General features: G+C 53.3%; 9 protein-coding genes, 2 tRNA genes, 3 rRNA genes and 3 pseudogenes. 2 read left to right on the top strand and 15 right to left on the bottom strand.

Translation table 11 applies throughout. From position 1 onward, the window contains the following. Positions 1-428 precede the first annotated feature (428 nt). The 6 genes from JQR86_RS08710 to JQR86_RS08685 all read right to left on the bottom strand — a co-directional run bounded on the left by JQR86_RS08710 (position 429) and on the right by JQR86_RS08685 (position 6,090). A complete protein-coding gene (locus JQR86_RS08710; RefSeq protein ID WP_239380991.1) occupies positions 429-677 on the bottom strand; it encodes a hypothetical protein in 249 nt (82 codons plus the stop codon). Between the two features lie 247 nt (positions 678-924). Then, a 5S ribosomal RNA gene (rrf, locus tag JQR86_RS08705) occupies positions 925-1,040 on the bottom strand. A 119-nt stretch (positions 1,041-1,159) separates the two neighbouring features. Continuing rightward, a 23S ribosomal RNA gene (locus tag JQR86_RS08700) occupies positions 1,160-4,050 on the bottom strand. A 246-nt stretch (positions 4,051-4,296) separates the two neighbouring features. Then, a tRNA-Ala gene (locus JQR86_RS08695) sits at positions 4,297-4,372 on the bottom strand. A 6-nt stretch (positions 4,373-4,378) separates the two neighbouring features. Then, positions 4,379-4,455, bottom strand: a tRNA-Ile gene (locus JQR86_RS08690). Positions 4,456-4,553: 98 nt separating this feature from the next. Then, positions 4,554-6,090: ribosomal RNA gene (locus JQR86_RS08685) — 16S ribosomal RNA — on the bottom strand. Together the 16S, 23S and 5S rRNA genes with 2 tRNA genes alongside form the textbook arrangement of a ribosomal RNA operon. A gap of 514 nt (positions 6,091-6,604) precedes the next feature. Here JQR86_RS08685 and JQR86_RS08680 point away from each other — a divergent pair. Then, positions 6,605-6,704: pseudogene (locus JQR86_RS08680) on the top strand (DUF932 domain-containing protein); the annotation flags it as partial. Beyond that, a pseudogene (locus tag JQR86_RS08675) lies at positions 6,684-6,976 on the top strand (YqaJ viral recombinase family protein); the annotation flags it as partial. The pseudogenes JQR86_RS08680 and JQR86_RS08675, both read left to right, overlap by 21 nt. A 610-nt stretch (positions 6,977-7,586) precedes the next feature. Here the strand turns inward: JQR86_RS08675 and JQR86_RS08670 are convergent. The 9 genes and pseudogenes from JQR86_RS08670 to JQR86_RS08630 form a co-directional block, all read right to left on the bottom strand. Beyond that, positions 7,587-8,177 carry a YniB family protein gene (locus tag JQR86_RS08670; RefSeq protein WP_407361877.1) on the bottom strand — a complete coding sequence of 197 codons (591 nt, stop codon included), beginning with the start codon at positions 8,175-8,177 and terminating at the stop codon, positions 7,587-7,589. 50 nt (positions 8,178-8,227) lie between these two features. Further along, on the bottom strand, positions 8,228-8,413 hold the full coding sequence (locus JQR86_RS08665; protein ID WP_407363386.1) for a helix-turn-helix transcriptional regulator: 186 nt from the start codon (positions 8,411-8,413) through the stop codon (positions 8,228-8,230). 14 nt (positions 8,414-8,427) lie between these two features. Further along, the gene (locus tag JQR86_RS08660) at positions 8,428-9,420 is read right to left on the bottom strand and encodes a restriction endonuclease (RefSeq protein ID WP_407361878.1); all 993 of its coding nucleotides are present in this window, start codon (positions 9,418-9,420) and stop codon (positions 8,428-8,430) included. A gap of 23 nt (positions 9,421-9,443) precedes the next feature. Then, positions 9,444-10,916: pseudogene (locus JQR86_RS08655) on the bottom strand (N-6 DNA methylase). Positions 10,917-11,049: 133 nt separating this feature from the next. Further along, positions 11,050-11,700: a hypothetical protein gene (locus JQR86_RS08650; protein ID WP_434154695.1), complete on the bottom strand. Its 651-nt coding sequence runs from the start codon at positions 11,698-11,700 to the stop codon at positions 11,050-11,052. After that, entirely contained in the window at positions 11,697-13,385 is a 1,689-nt protein-coding gene (locus tag JQR86_RS08645) for an AAA family ATPase (protein ID WP_434154693.1), read from the bottom strand. Before JQR86_RS08645 ends, JQR86_RS08650 begins: the two co-directional genes overlap by 4 nt. A gap of 2 nt (positions 13,386-13,387) precedes the next feature. Next, positions 13,388-15,190 carry a restriction endonuclease subunit S gene (locus JQR86_RS08640; protein ID WP_407361882.1) on the bottom strand — a complete coding sequence of 601 codons (1,803 nt, stop codon included), beginning with the start codon at positions 15,188-15,190 and terminating at the stop codon, positions 13,388-13,390. Next, complete coding sequence (locus JQR86_RS08635; RefSeq protein ID WP_434154691.1) at positions 15,187-16,185, bottom strand: type I restriction-modification enzyme R subunit C-terminal domain-containing protein; 999 nt, start codon at positions 16,183-16,185, stop codon at positions 15,187-15,189. The genes JQR86_RS08640 and JQR86_RS08635 overlap by 4 nt, the downstream gene beginning before the upstream one ends. Next, positions 16,136-17,620: a DEAD/DEAH box helicase family protein gene (locus JQR86_RS08630; protein ID WP_434154689.1), complete on the bottom strand. Its 1,485-nt coding sequence runs from the start codon at positions 17,618-17,620 to the stop codon at positions 16,136-16,138. The genes JQR86_RS08635 and JQR86_RS08630 overlap by 50 nt, the downstream gene beginning before the upstream one ends. Between the last annotated feature and the right edge of the window lie 73 nt (positions 17,621-17,693).

Raw genomic sequence — 17,693 nt, 5'->3', positions numbered from 1 at the left:
TAGCTTGGTAGCTAACTAGCTATGATTGCTAGTTAGCTACTCGCCTCAGGCGACTACTCGTCGAATTCCTGTAGAAGCTCTAAACATCTCTTGCTTTAGCGAGTCTGTATAGGTATAGCCCCTTTAAGGGATATCAATACGCTTGAGCAGTATGGTGACGCCATGAGCCCAGCAGCCTATATAGTATTATTGATTATCGGATGGCTCGCATTAGCCGGTACGATGTTATGGGCAATGCTTAGAATAAGCCGATCTCCACGGCATCATAGACATTCGCACTCTGAAACAGACAAGCCGGTTACAGTAAAGTCTACTGGCTCAGAACCTCCGCAGCATCTTTTAAACCTATCTCATAAGGCTCGTTCCTTCCACGCCTGAGCGGTTAATAAAAACCGACCTATTAAGGTCGGTTTTTATTCATCTCTTCGCTATATCGAGCTGACCAACAAGGGCACTACTTCCGTACTGCTTTCGAACTCTCGTTCAATCATCTTTTTCAAAGTCGATAACGAATCCTGAGACGCTGGCTTTTCAAAAAGTTTTACGTGAGAAGTGATAAGGCCATTTAGCCAAGCGGCTAATTGCTCAGCAATTGTCTCCTTAGCATCACCTTTAACTTGAAAGGCAAAGCCAGGAACTTCTCCAATAACAAAACCAGAACCAATAGCAGCAAACATAAATCCACCTCACTCAATGCTTGTATCTAGTTGAGTGAGCAAGCGAGAGGGAGTTCGTGACTGTTTATCGGGAAAGAGCTTTTTGCTGAAAAGAAGAGGCCTAACCTCAGTAACCAGGCGGAGAGACAGGTGGCAGCAAATAAGCAGCTCTTATAGGCCACGCAGGAAGGAGCAGCCCATCGCCTTTATTTCCTGCTGCAAAAGCAAAACCCCCGGGCGGTTAAGCCTGGGGGTTCTGGGTATAGGTGCTTGACGATGACCTACTCTCACATGGGGAAACCCCACACTACCATCGGCGATGCATCGTTTCACTTCTGAGTTCGGAAAGGGATCAGGTGGTTCCAACGCTCTATGGTCGTCAAGCAATTCGGGTGGGGAACCGGTGTCTAGTCGTTTCCCCGAATGGGTATGTGATCGGTATTTTGCGGTTCAACCAAGCTTTCGGCCGGTCTTTACCAAACAACAGATTGTTTGGGTGTTATATGGTCAAGCCTCACGGGCAATTAGTATCGGTTAGCTCAACGCCTCACAGCGCTTACACACCCGACCTATCAACGTTGTAGTCTTCAACGGCCCTTCAGGAAGCTCAAGGCTCCAGTGAGATCTCATCTTGAGGCAAGTTTCCCGCTTAGATGCTTTCAGCGGTTATCTTTTCCGAACATAGCTACCCGGCAATGCCACTGGCGTGACAACCGGAACACCAGAGGTTCGTCCACTCCGGTCCTCTCGTACTAGGAGCAGCCCCTCTCAAATCTCAAACGTCCACGGCAGATAGGGACCGAACTGTCTCACGACGTTCTAAACCCAGCTCGCGTACCACTTTAAATGGCGAACAGCCATACCCTTGGGACCGGCTTCAGCCCCAGGATGTGATGAGCCGACATCGAGGTGCCAAACACCGCCGTCGATATGAACTCTTGGGCGGTATCAGCCTGTTATCCCCGGAGTACCTTTTATCCGTTGAGCGATGGCCCTTCCATACAGAACCACCGGATCACTAAGACCTACTTTCGTACCTGCTCGACGTGTCTGTCTCGCAGTCAAGCGCGCTTTTGCCTTTATACTCTGCGACCGATTTCCGACCGGTCTGAGCGCACCTTCGTACTCCTCCGTTACTCTTTAGGAGGAGACCGCCCCAGTCAAACTGCCCACCATACACTGTCCTCGATCCGGATAACGGACCAGAGTTAGAACCTCAAGCATGCCAGGGTGGTATTTCAAGGATGGCTCCATGGGAACTGGCGTCCCCACTTCAAAGCCTCCCACCTATCCTACACAAGCAGGCTCAAAGTCCAGTGCAAAGCTACAGTAAAGGTTCACGGGGTCTTTCCGTCTAGCCGCGGATACACTGCATCTTCACAGCGATTTCAATTTCACTGAGTCTCGGGTGGAGACAGCGCCGCCATCGTTACGCCATTCGTGCAGGTCGGAACTTACCCGACAAGGAATTTCGCTACCTTAGGACCGTTATAGTTACGGCCGCCGTTTACCGGGGCTTCGATCAAGAGCTTCGCTTGCGCTAACCCCATCAATTAACCTTCCGGCACCGGGCAGGCGTCACACCCTATACGTCCACTTTCGTGTTTGCAGAGTGCTGTGTTTTTAATAAACAGTCGCAGCGGCCTGGTATCTTCGACCGGCATGAGCTTACGGAGCAAGTCCTTCACCCTCACCGGCGCACCTTCTCCCGAAGTTACGGTGCCATTTTGCCTAGTTCCTTCACCCGAGTTCTCTCAAGCGCCTTGGTATTCTCTACCCGACCACCTGTGTCGGTTTGGGGTACGATTTCTAATTACCTGAAGCTTAGAGGCTTTTCCTGGAAGCATGGCATCAACCACTTCCTCTTCATAAGAAGAGTCGTCATCAGCTCTCGGCCTTAACTGTCCGGATTTACCTAAACAGTCAGCCTACCGCCTTAAACTTGGACAACCAACGCCAAGCTGGCCTAGCCTTCTCCGTCCCCCCATCGCAGTAATTAGAAGTACAGGAATATTAACCTGTTTCCCATCGACTACGCCTTTCAGCCTCGCCTTAGGGGTCGACTCACCCTGCGTCGATTAACGTTGCGCAGGAACCCTTGGTCTTTCGGCGTGCGAGTTTTTCACTCGCATTGTCGTTACTCATGTCAGCATTCGCACTTCTGATACCTCCAGCAAGCTTCTCAACTCACCTTCACAGGCTTACAGAACGCTCCTCTACCGCTCATCTTGCGATGAACCCGTAGCTTCGGTGTGTAGTTTGAGCCCCGTTACATCTTCCGCGCAGGCCGACTCGACTAGTGAGCTATTACGCTTTCTTTAAAGGGTGGCTGCTTCTAAGCCAACCTCCTAGCTGTCTAAGCCTTCCCACATCGTTTACCACTTAACTACAACTTTGGGACCTTAGCTGACGGTCTGGGTTGTTTCCCTTTTCACGACGGACGTTAGCACCCGCCGTGTGTCTCCCATGCTTGCACTTCTGGGTATTCGGAGTTTGCATCGGTTTGGTAAGTCGGGATGACCCCCTAGCCGAAACAGTGCTCTACCCCCCAGAGTGATACATGAGGCGCTACCTAAATAGCTTTCGAGGAGAACCAGCTATCTCCGAGCTTGATTAGCCTTTCACTCCGATCCACAAGTCATCCCCTGCCTTTTCAACGGAAGTGGGTTCGGTCCTCCAGTCAGTGTTACCTAACCTTCAACCTGCTCATGGATAGATCGCCCGGTTTCGGGTCTATACCCAGCGACTAAAACGCCCTATTAAGACTCGCTTTCGCTACGCCTTCCCTATACGGTTAAGCTTGCCACTGAATATAAGTCGCTGACCCATTATACAAAAGGTACGCAGTCACCCAACAAAGTGGGCTCCCACTGCTTGTACGCATACGGTTTCAGGTTCTATTTCACTCCCCTCTCCGGGGTTCTTTTCGCCTTTCCCTCACGGTACTGGTTCACTATCGGTCAGTCAGTAGTATTTAGCCTTGGAGGATGGTCCCCCCATATTCAGACAACGTTTCACGTGCGCCGTCCTACTCGATTTCACTCAAAAGATCCTTTCACCTACGGGGCTATCACCCACTATGGCCGCACTTTCCAGAGCGTTCGGTTAAAATCAATTGAGCTTAAGGGCTAGTCCCCGTTCGCTCGCCACTACTTAGGGAATCTCGGTTGATTTCTTTTCCTCAGGGTACTTAGATGTTTCAGTTCCCCTGGTTCGCCTCTCACACCTATGGATTCAGTGTGAGATACCTGACTTATGTCAGGTGGGTTCCCCCATTCAGAGATCTCCGGATCACAGTCTATTTGCCGACTCCCCGAAGCTTATCGCAGGCTATCACGTCTTTCATCGCCTCTGACTGCCAAGGCATCCACCGTATGCGCTTATTCACTTGACCATATAACCCCAAAGAATCTGAAGTTATGTTTGGTTTGGAACACGACATTCGCCGAAAACTTGCGCTTGAACTCGCAAATTTACCTTGACCACATAGTCTGCAGTGAAACAGCCTATGTGTTCGTACTTCTATCACATACCCAAATTTTTAAAGAACAGTCTGAAAACAAAGTTCAGAAGTCAATGCTCCGACCCAACCCTTAGGGGGGGGTAAGCACTCAGTTCTGAGCTTTAACGCGGTGTTAGATGGTGGAGCCAAGGAGGATCGAACTCCTGACCTCCTGCGTGCAAAGCAGGCGCTCTCCCAGCTGAGCTATGGCCCCATCGATTGGTGGGTCTGGGCAGATTCGAACTGCCGACCTCACCCTTATCAGGGGTGCGCTCTAACCAACTGAGCTACAGACCCAATCGTCTAACGCTTGAGTCTTGACTCATCTCGCGTCTTTATTTCAGTGAATCAAGCAATTCGTGTGGGAGCTTATGCCAAAGCTGGGATCTATCGATTAAGGAGGTGATCCAGCCGCAGGTTCCCCTACGGCTACCTTGTTACGACTTCACCCCAGTCATGAATCACACCGTGGTAACCGTCCTCCCGAAGGTTAGACTAGCTACTTCTGGTGCAACCCACTCCCATGGTGTGACGGGCGGTGTGTACAAGGCCCGGGAACGTATTCACCGTGACGTTCTGATTCACGATTACTAGCGATTCCGACTTCACGCAGTCGAGTTGCAGACTGCGATCCGGACTACGATCGGTTTTATGGGATTAGCTCCACCTCGCGGTTTGGCAACCCTTTGTACCGACCATTGTAGCACGTGTGTAGCCCAGGCCGTAAGGGCCATGATGACTTGACGTCATCCCCACCTTCCTCCGGTTTGTCACCGGCAGTCTCCTTAGAGTGCCCACCATAATGTGCTGGTAACTAAGGACAAGGGTTGCGCTCGTTACGGGACTTAACCCAACATCTCACGACACGAGCTGACGACAGCCATGCAGCACCTGTGTCAGAGTTCCCGAAGGCACCAATCCATCTCTGGAAAGTTCTCTGCATGTCAAGGCCTGGTAAGGTTCTTCGCGTTGCTTCGAATTAAACCACATGCTCCACCGCTTGTGCGGGCCCCCGTCAATTCATTTGAGTTTTAACCTTGCGGCCGTACTCCCCAGGCGGTCAACTTATTGCGTTAGCTGCGCCACTAAAGTCTCAAGGACCCCAACGGCTAGTTGACATCGTTTACGGCGTGGACTACCAGGGTATCTAATCCTGTTTGCTCCCCACGCTTTCGCACCTCAGTGTCAGTATCAGTCCAGGTGGTCGCCTTCGCCACTGGTGTTCCTTCCTATATCTACGCATTTCACCGCTACACAGGAAATTCCACCACCCTCTACCGTACTCTAGCCAGGCAGTTTTGGATGCAGTTCCCAGGTTGAGCCCGGGGATTTCACATTCAACTTACCAAGCCACCTACGCGCGCTTTACGCCCAGTAATTCCGATTAACGCTTGCACCCTCTGTATTACCGCGGCTGCTGGCACAGAGTTAGCCGGTGCTTATTCTGCTGGTAACGTCAAAGCTGCAACGTATTAGGTTACAACCCTTCCTCCCAGCTTAAAGTGCTTTACGACCCGAGGGCCTTCTTCACACACGCGGCATGGCTGGATCAGGCTTTCGCCCATTGTCCAATATTCCCCACTGCTGCCTCCCGTAGGAGTCTGGACCGTGTCTCAGTTCCAGTGTGACTGATCATCCTCTCAGACCAGTTACGGATCGTCGCCTTGGTGAGCCGTTACCCCACCAACTAGCTAATCCGACCTAGGCTCATCTGATAGCGTGAGGTCCGAAGATCCCCCACTTTCTCCCGTAGGACGTATGCGGTATTAGCGTTCCTTTCGAAACGTTGTCCCCCACTACCAGGCAGATTCCTAGGCATTACTCACCCGTCCGCCGCTGAATCAGAGAGCAAGCTCTCCTCATCCGCTCGACTTGCATGTGTTAGGCCTGCCGCCAGCGTTCAATCTGAGCCATGATCAAACTCTTCAGTTCAAACATATCCGGGTTTTGAGAAAACCCTAAACTTGGCTCAGCAATCGCAAATAAACTCTCGAATTCACGAGTGTTACTTGTCTTGCTGATAATCTTGTCGATCCATCAGTCTTACAGCACAAGCACCCACACGAATTGCTTGATTCAACTTGTTAAAGAGCGGTTGGTTAAGACCTTGTCTCAACCGAGGCGCGCATTCTACGCTAACCTCTTGTCCTGTCAAGCATTTTGTTCAACCGGTCTAACCCGCTGAACCGCTTGCCGGACCTGCCGGATCAGGAAACCTGTTCTGGCAGCGGGAGGCGTATTCTACACAAACCCAGGGGCTTGTCAACTACCGCTTCCCTCTTTCCGCTTCTGCCAGACCGGAGGCCTGACCCTGACCAAACAGATAAGCCATTGATCTACAAGGCTTTTTGCTGTTCCGTTGCAGCGGAAGTGGGGCGCATTATAGGCCCCTCCGCTCACAGGTCAAGCTTTATTTGAGATCAACAAACAGACTAGCCGTTTATTGATGCTACTGGCAACCTCCTGCGACGGCACTCTGGCCACCACAGCAGTACCCAGTATGGTACGGGCAATCTGCAAGCACACTGACCATAGCCTTGGACGGTACTAACGAGCTGTTACATGAGGACTGGCTGCAGATCCACAAGCAAGGCATCGGCCGCTCGGATGCGATGGACCTGAATCCGCAAAAATCGCGGCTGGTGAAAACCAGTCGTGATATCGAACTGCCGAAGGCCGATTCTCTGGATGAGGAGAGCCCGATGTGCCGTGGCAACGTCCCTAAGCTAATAGTGGCTTGGCATTGTAGCAAACGCATGAAGAACCATGTGCGCCGTCGCATTAATGCCTACTGCAGCACCCGAACCTTGATCTTCCTTAGATGCCAGCCAATATTAACCGTGAGAAGATCTTGGCCGCTTAGTCGCCGGTATGAGCATAAGTGATCACACTCATCTCAGCGCAATGAGTTCCAGAACGTGGCCTGTAGTTGAACCTCATAACCAACGTCTGCAATGTTATTTTTTACCTAACGCTCCGTCCTGTCTGATCATTGTCAACTCAATGCCTGGTGCTGTAGTCCATCAGCGACAGTGAGGCCTGGACAAAGTGAGCACGAACCCTTCGGGTAGTAATAGCTAGAAAGCATAATACCCGCACCGCAACTGATCGCTCCGACTGGCTCAGCAAAATCCACCTCAGTTACCAAGCCACAGCAGCATCTTTTACTGGAGCCTTATTCCGGAATAAAACCAGACCGGAAGCGCTAAGGACACCTGACCTACGTCGCTCAGTCGCGACGATTCGAGTGAAAGCGAATACCAACGTGTCGCAAAAAGTCCATTTCAGGTACACGTTGTACCCCGTATGTCGCCGACAGCGACACGTTAACCGGGCCAGCCAACGGGCATGAGCATCGCAACTGGTTGCCAGCCGGATACAAATAGATAATGGCTTCAGACTGGTTTAATGCAGTGGTGATCAACGCCTCAAAGCATTCCAGTTAGCTTGGCCATCACGGCCACGATGTAGCCGCTGATAATAGACAGACCAATGACTCCCCATGGACGAGTCCACCACTCCCCATCAGGACTCGGTGGCATAGGTTGTTGGAAGACGTTGACCTGCCCGATATTGTCGGCAGAGACTGTTGTGTCGGCGACAACTCGACTCTGCATCATCGAATTGCGCCACTGGAGGTCTTCGACACGATCAATCTGACGTTGAATGCGCGCTTTAAGTCGTCGCCCGGCAAGCACAAGCTGTTTACCTACAATCATGACGCCAACAAGCCCCAGAAAAAGAAGATTGCCGTAGGTAAATGGATCTGTTTGGTTAATGGTTGGCACGTTACGCCAGACAAAGCCAATGTAGGGCGAGGTTGCTTGATAGAGTGCTGCGATAAAATTTTGGATCACCGCACCAAGCTGCCACAACAGAGCCGAATTGCTCATAGCTTGCGCTGTACGATAAATCGCCATAAGCAAGCTAACAAAGTAGAAAGTTGCGCCACTTAGTAGTAGTGCACCACCAACACCTCGCTGGATCCGAGAGCGCGTTATTGCCTGTTGTATGTTCATTCGCTTTCCTTGTGAAACACTATCGACTGACACAATTCGGCTATCGAAACTTAACTGAGATCTCGCTGCGCTATCCTGCCCCGGATCCACTCGTGAACCTCGCTTTCAACCCAGCCAACAGTCCGACCAACCAGCGGAACTGGCTTTGGGAATTCCCCCTCACCAACGAGCTTGTAGATTGTGGACCGTGCGATGCCAGTCGACTCGATGACATCCTTCAGGCGAATTATCCTCATAGGCAAGCCCAGAATCACGCGGGCCAATACAGTCGTTTCAAAGGCACGATGCGCTTGGTCTCAGCGTCGGTTGCGTCGTAATGCTCAATGAGCGCTCGCACCACGTGATCCAGTGTCCACATCGCCAGGGGAATAGACGCCCGGTCAGCCTCGTACTGCGCATCTTTGCTGAAGCCGCCCGTACTCACATAGAGGCCTCGATCATCCTTGTGTCGACCGCCCAAAAAACTGCGAATCTCCTCGCTACCCATCTGCCCTTTGCGGTGTTTAACCTCCACGACAATACGTGGGTGCTCGAAACCGAAGCCGTCAGGAGAGGCGACAATGTCCTTGCCTCGATCAGAACCAGGTGGCGAGACTTGGGTCTTGTAGCCCATAGCACGAAGAATTCCTGCTACTAGCTGCTGCATGTCATCCCAATCCAGTTCGCTTACACGATCCTTGATGCGCTCCAGTGCCTGAGCCTCAACATCGGCCAGCGGGTCAGCAATGCTTTCCTCGGCCTCATCTTCCTTCGGCGCTACTGGCCTGCCTTTCAACGCCTCAAACACTTCAGCAGCTGCATCTGAAGGTACTTCGAACAAGGTCAAAGTCGAGCCCAAGCTATTCTTGGTGCTGGTACCCAAGTTATCGCGGGGCAGCTCTTGTTGCTGCCACTGAACCTTGCGCACCAGAGCCATGCCCTGCTCTGCCCATTCCGGATGATGCTCCGCCTGACCGACTACCTTACCGACAAGATACAAGCGGTTAGCTGGCGAGTAGGTTACAACCCAATCACCGACCGCGACCTCGTTGACGAAGCGCCACACTTGCGAAGCCCCTGCGACCACAGAGCCCTTCTTGAGCTGCGGTTCAAGTGCTTGATACATAGCAGTGAGCTCTTTACGCCCAACGCCGAGCTTTGCATGCGGTGCCAAATGGCTCCACCCGACTGCCGCCACTTCACGCTCGCGAAAAGCATCGTAAAGGCTTCCAGATTCGCCACGTACCATCCACATTCGGCTCATGTCTTCCCCTGCCCGAATTTAGATCAATCAACCACTTCTGATCGAGGCAAACTCAAAGATACCTCTCGAAAAGCGAGCAGTGCCGCTTCAAGGTGCTCAATGATTTCCTGTTGGAGCACATCCGGCGGCGGCAGATCCTCAAGGTTGTCCAGGCTATCGTCCTTGAGCCAGAAAATATCGAGACTGGCCTTGTCGCGGGCCATTAGTTCTTCGTAGCTGAAGAAATTGAACCGATCGGTCGCCACTCGCTCGTGACGGTTTTCCGGGTTATAGCAGGCAATGAAATCCTGCAAATCTTCCAGTTTGAGCGTGCGCGTTTTCAGGGTGAAGTGCTTGTTGGTGCGCAAATCGTAGAACCAGATGCCCTTGGTGTGGATCTTTCCGTCCTTGGGCTTAGCGTCGAAAAACACCACATTAGCCTTCACGCCCTGGGCGTAGAAGATGCCGGTGGGCAGGCGCAAGATGGTGTGCACATCGCAGTTCTCCAGCAGCTTGCGACGAATTTTTTCGCCTGCCCCGCCTTCAAACAGAACGTTGTCTGGCAACACCACAGCCGCTTTACCGTCGACCTTCAGCATGCTGACGATATGTTGCACAAAATTAAGCTGCTTGTTCGACGTAGTTTCCTAGAAATCCTGCCGCTCGTAGGTCAGCGCTTCCTTGTCCTCCTCGCCTTCTTCATTGGTGATGGTCATGCTGCTCTTTTTGCCGAAAGGCGGGTTGGCGAGCACGTAATCTACCTTGAGCTTAGGCTCGGAGATCAGGGCGTCAGAACGTTCGACAGAAGGATCTCCGTCCAACTCTCCGATATTGTGCAGGAACAGGTTCATCAAGCACATGCGGCGAGTGTTCGGTACGATTTCATTGCCGTGAAAAGTCTTTTCTCGCAAGAACTCTTTCTGGCGCTTATCCAGCTTGGCACCCGGGCGCGTTAGCCAGTTATACGCGCCCAAGAAAAAGCCACCGGTGCCGCAGGCGGGATCGGCAATGGTCTTCATCGGCTCGGGGCGTACACAGGCAACCATAGCGTCGATCAGCACACGTGGCGTGAAATACTGGCCAGCACCGCTCTTGGTGTCTTCGGCGTTTTTCTGCAGCAACCCTTCGTACAGATCGCCTTTGGTGTCGGCGTCCAGGCTGATCCAGCTTTCGGCATCAATCAATTGCACCAGGCGTGAAAGTTTTGCCGGGTCCTGAATTTTGTTCTGGGCTTTAAAGAAGATGGCGCCCAGCATGCCCGGCTCGTTCCCTAGTTTGTGCAGGGTAGCGAGATAATGTGCCTCGAGAGGTTGGCCGACTTTGGAGGTCAGGCTGGCCCAGTCGAAGCCCTTGGGGATATGAGTATCTCGGTTGTAGGGCTCTTGCGCGTACTCGTGCGCTAGCTTCAAAAAAAGCAGGTAGGTGAGTTGTTCGAGGTAATCGCCATAGCCTACGCCGTCATCGCGTAAGGTATGGCAGAAGTTCCAAACTTTCTGGACGAGGGTGCTTGTGTTCATAAAAGTGCCTCCACCCAAGCCTTGTCTCGATGCGTGCCAATGGCTGATCGAAAGAAGCTAGAGTATTCGTGATCGATAGATAAATGTTCTTGCAAGTGAGTGAGAACAGCAGGTTCATTACCAGCAAGGCGAATCAAATCGTCGAGAACTCGCCAAGAATTTTTTTGGTTTCTGGCGTGTTCCATTCATTGAATCCCAGCCGATCAATCGTGTAGCGCGCACGCGTGTATTCCCAGGTGCCATCTGGTGCGCCTGGTTTAACCTCGCCGTCAATACCATGGGCAAGCAACTCGCAATCAGCCTGCACACAAGGGTCCAATAGCCTAGGCGACTCCGCATTAAGATGTCCCGTAGGCTGCGCACAACGCTGGGCCTCATCACGAACAGGGAACTCATTGGCCTTACCGTGCAGTACGTCGGCATCATCTTTTTCTGGTCGATTGCACCGTTGGCATGACAGACGGAAATTCCACCATTCATAGGCCAGCCAGTAGTACCCGTCATGACCCGCCAATTTCACACCATCCACCGTGATGCCCAGCTTGGGCCGGAAGTGGTCGACATCAAACGGTGCACGAGTGCTATTTGCTTCGCAATACCAGCATTTGTGGCCGCTGGCATTGGCGAGCCATTTCTTCAGTAAGCCCCAGCTACCGTTTTTCTTGAAGTAGTCAGATCGAAGAGTCTGGGTGCCCAACAAATTGACTCCTGCGAGCCTGGCCGCATAAACCTTGGGCCAGCGTGCTGGTAAATGTGGGGGCGTCGGAATCTGAATGAATCTCATGCCTGCCCCTCCTGCAAGCTGCGCAGCAGGCTTTGCACCAGGGCGTCGAGAGCCTTTTGCTTGTTCTCCGGGGTGACGATGGCCCCGTCGATATCGCCGTCTGCAGCTAGATCAAATCGGGCACGCAGATACTCTTGCTCCAGCCTGTCCCTCGACGCAAAGTTAAAATCCAAGCCTTCAAGGCGCGTGCGGATTTCAACGAGTTTGGCCCGATCCGCATCGCTGAGAGGGGACTTCTGAGTGGAGAGTTGATGAAGTGCTAGCAGATCCTCATTCGTGGACTTATCCAGGCTGGTGCCCAAGCCGAACATATCGCTGGTCACGATCCCGGCAAAGCCCATGCCTTTAGGATCGACGGCAGGATTCTCAGCACGCACTGTGCGGCTTCCTGCCTCGCGATAAAGGATCTGTACCTGCTCCTTCACCAACTCTGCAATGGCTAAAGGATTGTGAGTCGTCAGTACGATGTGGCTGTTATCCTGACCCTCACTGTTCTGCCCGACAAAGGATTTCAGGTAGTTCAGATAGTCCACACACCAGCGCGGATTCAAATGAGTGTCCGGCTCGTCCAGCAGGAACAGGCTTTCATCCTCGGCGGTAAAGCGCAGTAGGCCCAACACGGTAAGCAGCTGCTGCTCCCCTTCGCTCAACTCGCGAAAGGTGACGCTGCCATCGTTCTTCTTCAGGCGGACGCGGATGCGCACTTCTTCAATGAGCTCCGAAACATACGTGCTTTCAAGATCACGAAAAAACTGCGCTGGGGACTGATTGCCAACCAAGCGACGCAGAGCCGCAATATCCTTTACGTACAAATATTTAAACTGCAGCGTTTCCTTGTTCCAGATCGAGGTGGAAACACGACGACTGATTTCCACTGGTGCCAGCGCGATGTCGTAGAGTCGTGATAGAAAATCGCGCACCACGCCCCGCGCGTTCCAAAAGCGCGGGTCGCCATCGGCAGCCTTCGACTTCCAAGGTGGCTGCCGCAACACGAATAACACCGACTCAATACCTTCGTCCGGATCAAGGCCGAGGTGGTCATCGAGGAATGCCCGCACAACGTCGGATTGCTGAATCAAAAAGGCCAGCAAAACGAACTGGCTGTGCACCGGCATGGCATAAAACAGGCGCTTCAGGCCGGGGTCTTCGCCGTTACGCAGCTTGCTGTCGTAGTTTTCGAGGTAAGGACGAAACACCTCGTGCATACGCGGACTCTCGCCCGAGTAATAGCTGAACACATAGCGCGGCAGATACTCGTTATCCGCATTCAGGAACGCGGTGAGCTTGATAGCCTTACCACGCAGAGCCGAAACCTGCGCTTCGCCCTCGATGAGCGAGATCAAAGTGCCATCACCACGAGCCTCTGTATCTGTCGCAACGTGAATAGTGAAAGGCTCTTTCTCACGATCCGGATCGGCATCAATGTGGATGTGCCGCAGATTTTCGCCAGCACCCATGCGATAGGCCAGCTGAAAGGCAAACACGGGTATTCGTTTTTTTCCGATCAGATCACGAAAGATGATGGCCAGCGCCTCCAGCACGTTGGATTTACCAGTTCCGTTCCAGCCGATCACCACCGTCACCCAGTGATCCTGATCGAAGTCGATGGTGACATCCTTCAGGTTCTTGAACTGGTGTGTAGGGCTGTCCTTGGCACTGCCTATGGTGAGTTTGTCTAAGCGCATGCTCAGCCCGCCAACAGTTTCAGCTTGTCATACAGCTTGCGGCCTTGCGCATCGGTCACAGCCTCCACCGCCAGGCGGCCAGCCTTATCCAGCTTGCGCAGTTCGGCGTACAGCTCTTCGATGCGTTCCGTCAGCGCGCCATCAGCTACACCACAGCGGCGGAAGGCTTCTTGAGCCGGTACCCAGTCGCCCGCTTGGGCGAGCACGTCGATGAGTTGGCTCACCATGATGGCTATCTCCTTCGGCTTGGTTTTGCGGGTCTTGGGCTGTTTAACGCGTTCCGCCCGTTCGGCACGGACACGCTCCAGCAGAGCACTAGCGGGCTCATCGTTCGGGTCTTGCGGCACCAGTAGGCCGGCGAAGGCTGCGCGCAGAATATTCTGTCGTTGGGCGTTGGATTGTTTGAGGGAAATATCAACACTCTTTAATTGCTCAACAATCTCGCTGGCTTGGCCCTGAAGCACCGAGACTATTTCTTGTTGCTCTTGAAACGGAGGAACCGGCACGGCAAGTGACGACAGTTTGGAACCATTCACATTAGCCTGACCGACTTGCTGAACCACAACAGATTTTATCCAACGTTTTCCATATGCCGAATTGATAAATGCTGATGCAATCTCAGGAATGTAGCCAGCAGAAAATCGAACGCTAATCAAATACGAGGCAAATGAGCAGGGCGAGATTTGAGATCGGTAGACCGCAGTCTTTCCAACCAGCTCTGGACTATTTGTGCGATTAAATAATAGATCACCGTCTTGAAGATGGAGGCTAGGAAATTCAGCGTGATCAGCAGGTAGATACTTCAAGTTTGAGAAGTCCAGATCCCCATCTTGAATATTGCCCATCCGCAAGACCGGAACACCAGTTGGGTCCTCATTCGTTTTTGACGAAGAGCCGTACTTTTGCTCGACGGTAAGCTGGTCGACGCTCGCCCAGACCCATCCCTCTGGCAACGTCGGTAAGTCGGTGATGTCCGGTCGAACCGGCTCGGGGTATTTCTTCTGCCAATCCTTGGGCGGGGTTTTGCCTTGTTCGGTAAATTTGGCAAGCTGTTTGGCTTCCCAGCGAGCGCGACGCTCCTGCAGGATGCGTTCGAGCAGTTGCGCGCCACTTTCTGCTGGAGTGTTATTTGCTCGCCACTCGACAGTAAGAACACCGTCCATGGCGGCTTTGAGCAGTGATTGCCGGTATTGCCCAAGCTTCTTCTGCGCCGCTTTGAGTTCGGCCACACCGGCATCTAGGTCTGACAGAAGTTCTTCGAGTTTGGCGACGATGCGGGTTTGTTCGGCGGCGGGGGGTAGGTGAAATGGGATGGTTTTCGCCAGGGTCTTTGAAGAAATACTGGCTTGGTTCACGTGGTTGGTACAACGATGCTTCATGTACCCCGCCATCCACAGAAAATGCAATTGCCGCGCAACAAAGACGGAGTTCACCTCCTGCTCCGGGCGAATGCGGGTCATGTGATTGGAGAAGGCAAAGCCGCCTTCACGAGCAGAAACTACTGCAGTCTTGCCAACTAGCTCTGCGGAGTTTGTATTGTTAAACAATACGTCACCAGGCATTAGTTCAATGCCATTACTCTCGGCCACCGACTTGACAACACTCAAATCGATCTGACCATCACGATCTACATTCATAGGCCGAAGGTGTGGTACACCGGTACCATCAGAGTTATGTTTTCCGCTGGCAAAGCCAGGACTCACGTCCGCACATATTTCCTCCAGAGCCACAAGGCTCCAGCTCAGTGGTAGAGTGATATCGGCAAAGGGATAGCTCTGCATTGCCTCGTTGCTAAACTCACTCACGCTACCAACTCCTCATTCATTTCATTCATTAGCGTGTCTAAGTCCTTGCCAAACAGGCCCCAGGCTTTTTGCAAGACGCCATTGTCGGCCAGTTCTGCGTAATCAAAATCGTCGCGACTGATGCTGCAACTGCTGGCAATGTGGTCTTTTATCAGGCGCAGCCATTCGGTCTGCTCCGGAGTAAAGGCCGTGCCGCGCTGCGCGTTGTGACGAAAGATCCAGGTTTGGAAGCGCTTATCTACGTCGTCGGCAAAGGGTTTGAGTTCGCTGTCCAACCCCAGCGCAAAGCGCAACAGCGAGACCAAATCGGTGAGCTGGCGTTTGCGGCCTGCGCCTTTCACGGCCGAGGTCTGCACACGCGCGTAGGCGCTCCACAGCCGCTCGGTGGTGAGCATCAATGGCGGTTTGCTCAGGTGTGCGTGCAGCTCTTCGAGCATGTCGAAGGTGAGTGCGCGGCGCTGGTAGGGTTGCTGGTAGAAAAAGTCCAGCGCGGCGATTTCGTCTTTGTGCTCCGCTATGTAATCCGCAAAGATCTTAATAACCGCCTTGGCCTGCGTTTCGGCCTGCTCACTGAACCCGCTGAACGTGACCTGATCGAGGTTGATGTGGTCGATCAGCTGCTCACGCTCGCGGCGGGCGCTTTCGATTTCGTCGCGCAGTTCCGGCTTGTCGAAGGGGGCACAGGCAGCAGCAACGCGCTCGGCGCGGGCGGCTTCGATTTCGTCGGGCAACAGGGTGTCTTCGGAGCGGGTAATGCCCTTGGCCTTGGCCGTGGCCAGCGCGGCTTGCACGATAGCGTCCGGGTCCAGCGCGGCGATCAGACCTTTGCCGAGTTCGCCTACTGGAATGCCACCGCTGACCTTCTCGATGCGCGCCTGTGCTTTGTCGTCCAGCTGCCTTGCCAGCCGCACCAGCCGGTTGGCGAGCGAGAGCACGGTGTCGTCGTCACGGCTGCCCCATTGCAACGCCTTGCAGCAGATCCTTAAGCGCCACACCAGGCTTCTTTTCGAGCGGGCGACTTTCAGTCTTGAGCGATTTTTCAACGCCTACGGCGTCGATTAGCACGAAGCGGGTCTTGGCTCCATCAGCACTGTTGCTGACACGCTTCAGGCTTTCGCCATCCAGGCTGCGCACACCACGACCCTTCATCTGCTCGTAGTAACCCTTACTGCGTACATCACGCATAAATAGCAGCACTTCCAGGGGCTTCACGTCGGTGCCGGTGGCGATCATATCCACAGTGACGGCGATGCGCGGGTTATAGTCGTTTCGAAAGCTGCTGAGGATGCTGTCTGCGTCTTCCTCAGCGCGGTAGGTGACCTTCTTGCAGAAAGCGTTGCCCTGCCCATAGACCTCGCGCACGATGTTGATGATGTCGTCAGCGTGACTGTCGGTTTTGGCGAAAATCAAGGTCTTGGGTGTCTCTTTGCGCGCCGGGTAAATCTGCGTCTCCACCGCCGTTTTCATCGCCTGAATCACCTGGCGGATCTGGCTCACGTTCACCACCGACTTATCCAGCTCCTTACCGGTGTAGGTGGTGTCTTCTTCGGTTTCACCCCAGCGTTTTTTGCGGGTGGCGCGGTCGCGATGGTCTACCCACTCTTTGGCCTTCAGCTCCGCGCCCTTCTGGGTGATCTCGGTTTCGATCTCAAACACGTCGTAGCCTACGTTGACACCATCCGCCACGGACTGCTCGTAGGTGTACTCAGCAACGATGTTTTCGTTGAAGAAGCCGAAGGTGCGTTTGTCAGGTGTGGCGGTGAGGCCGATCAGGCTGGCATCGAAGTAATCGAGCACCTGCTTCCACAGGTTGTAGATGCTGCGGTGGCATTCATCGATGATGATGAAGTCGAAGGTTTCTACCGGTACGGCCGGGTTGTAGCGGACGAGCTTTTCCTGCTTGTCAGTTTGTTGTACTTCGTTGAGCGAGACATCCTCGGTAGACTCATCAATCGGCTCACCACTCAGAATCGAGTACATGCGCTGAATGGTGCTGATGCACACCTGCGAATGCGGATCGATATTGGGCGAGGCCAACCGCTGCACGTTGTACAACTCAGTGAACTTGCGACCATCGTCCGGTGGCGTGTAGGCCATGAATTCCTGATGGGCCTGCTTGCCGAGATTGCGGGTATCGACCAGAAATAGGATGCGCTTAGCACCACCGAACTTAAGAAGACGGTAGACCGAAGTGATGGCGGTGAAGGTTTTGCCCGCGCCGGTGGCCATATGCACCAAGGCGCGGGGTTTGTTCAAAGCCAGTGATTTTTCCAGCCCGGTAACGGCGCTGATCTGGCAGTCGCGCAGATTTCTTTCTGGCAGCGCTGGCATTTGTTCGGCCAGACGGCGACGGAGGGTATCTGGCTGCGCCAGCCAGGCGGCGAGCGTTTCCGGCTTGAAGAATTGGAAAATTTCACGCGAACGCGGCACCGGATCGGCGCCATCGGTAAAGCGAATGATCTTGCCGGTTGCTTCAAACAGGAAACGCAGCGGTGCATTGTCT

This window comes from Pseudomonas sp. JZ134 (assembly GCF_051027695.1).
Classification (GTDB): Bacteria; Pseudomonadota; Gammaproteobacteria; order Pseudomonadales; family Pseudomonadaceae; genus Chryseomonas; species Chryseomonas luteola.
Note: the sequence above shows the minus strand (reverse complement) of the source record. Positions and strands in the feature narration are given on the sequence as shown.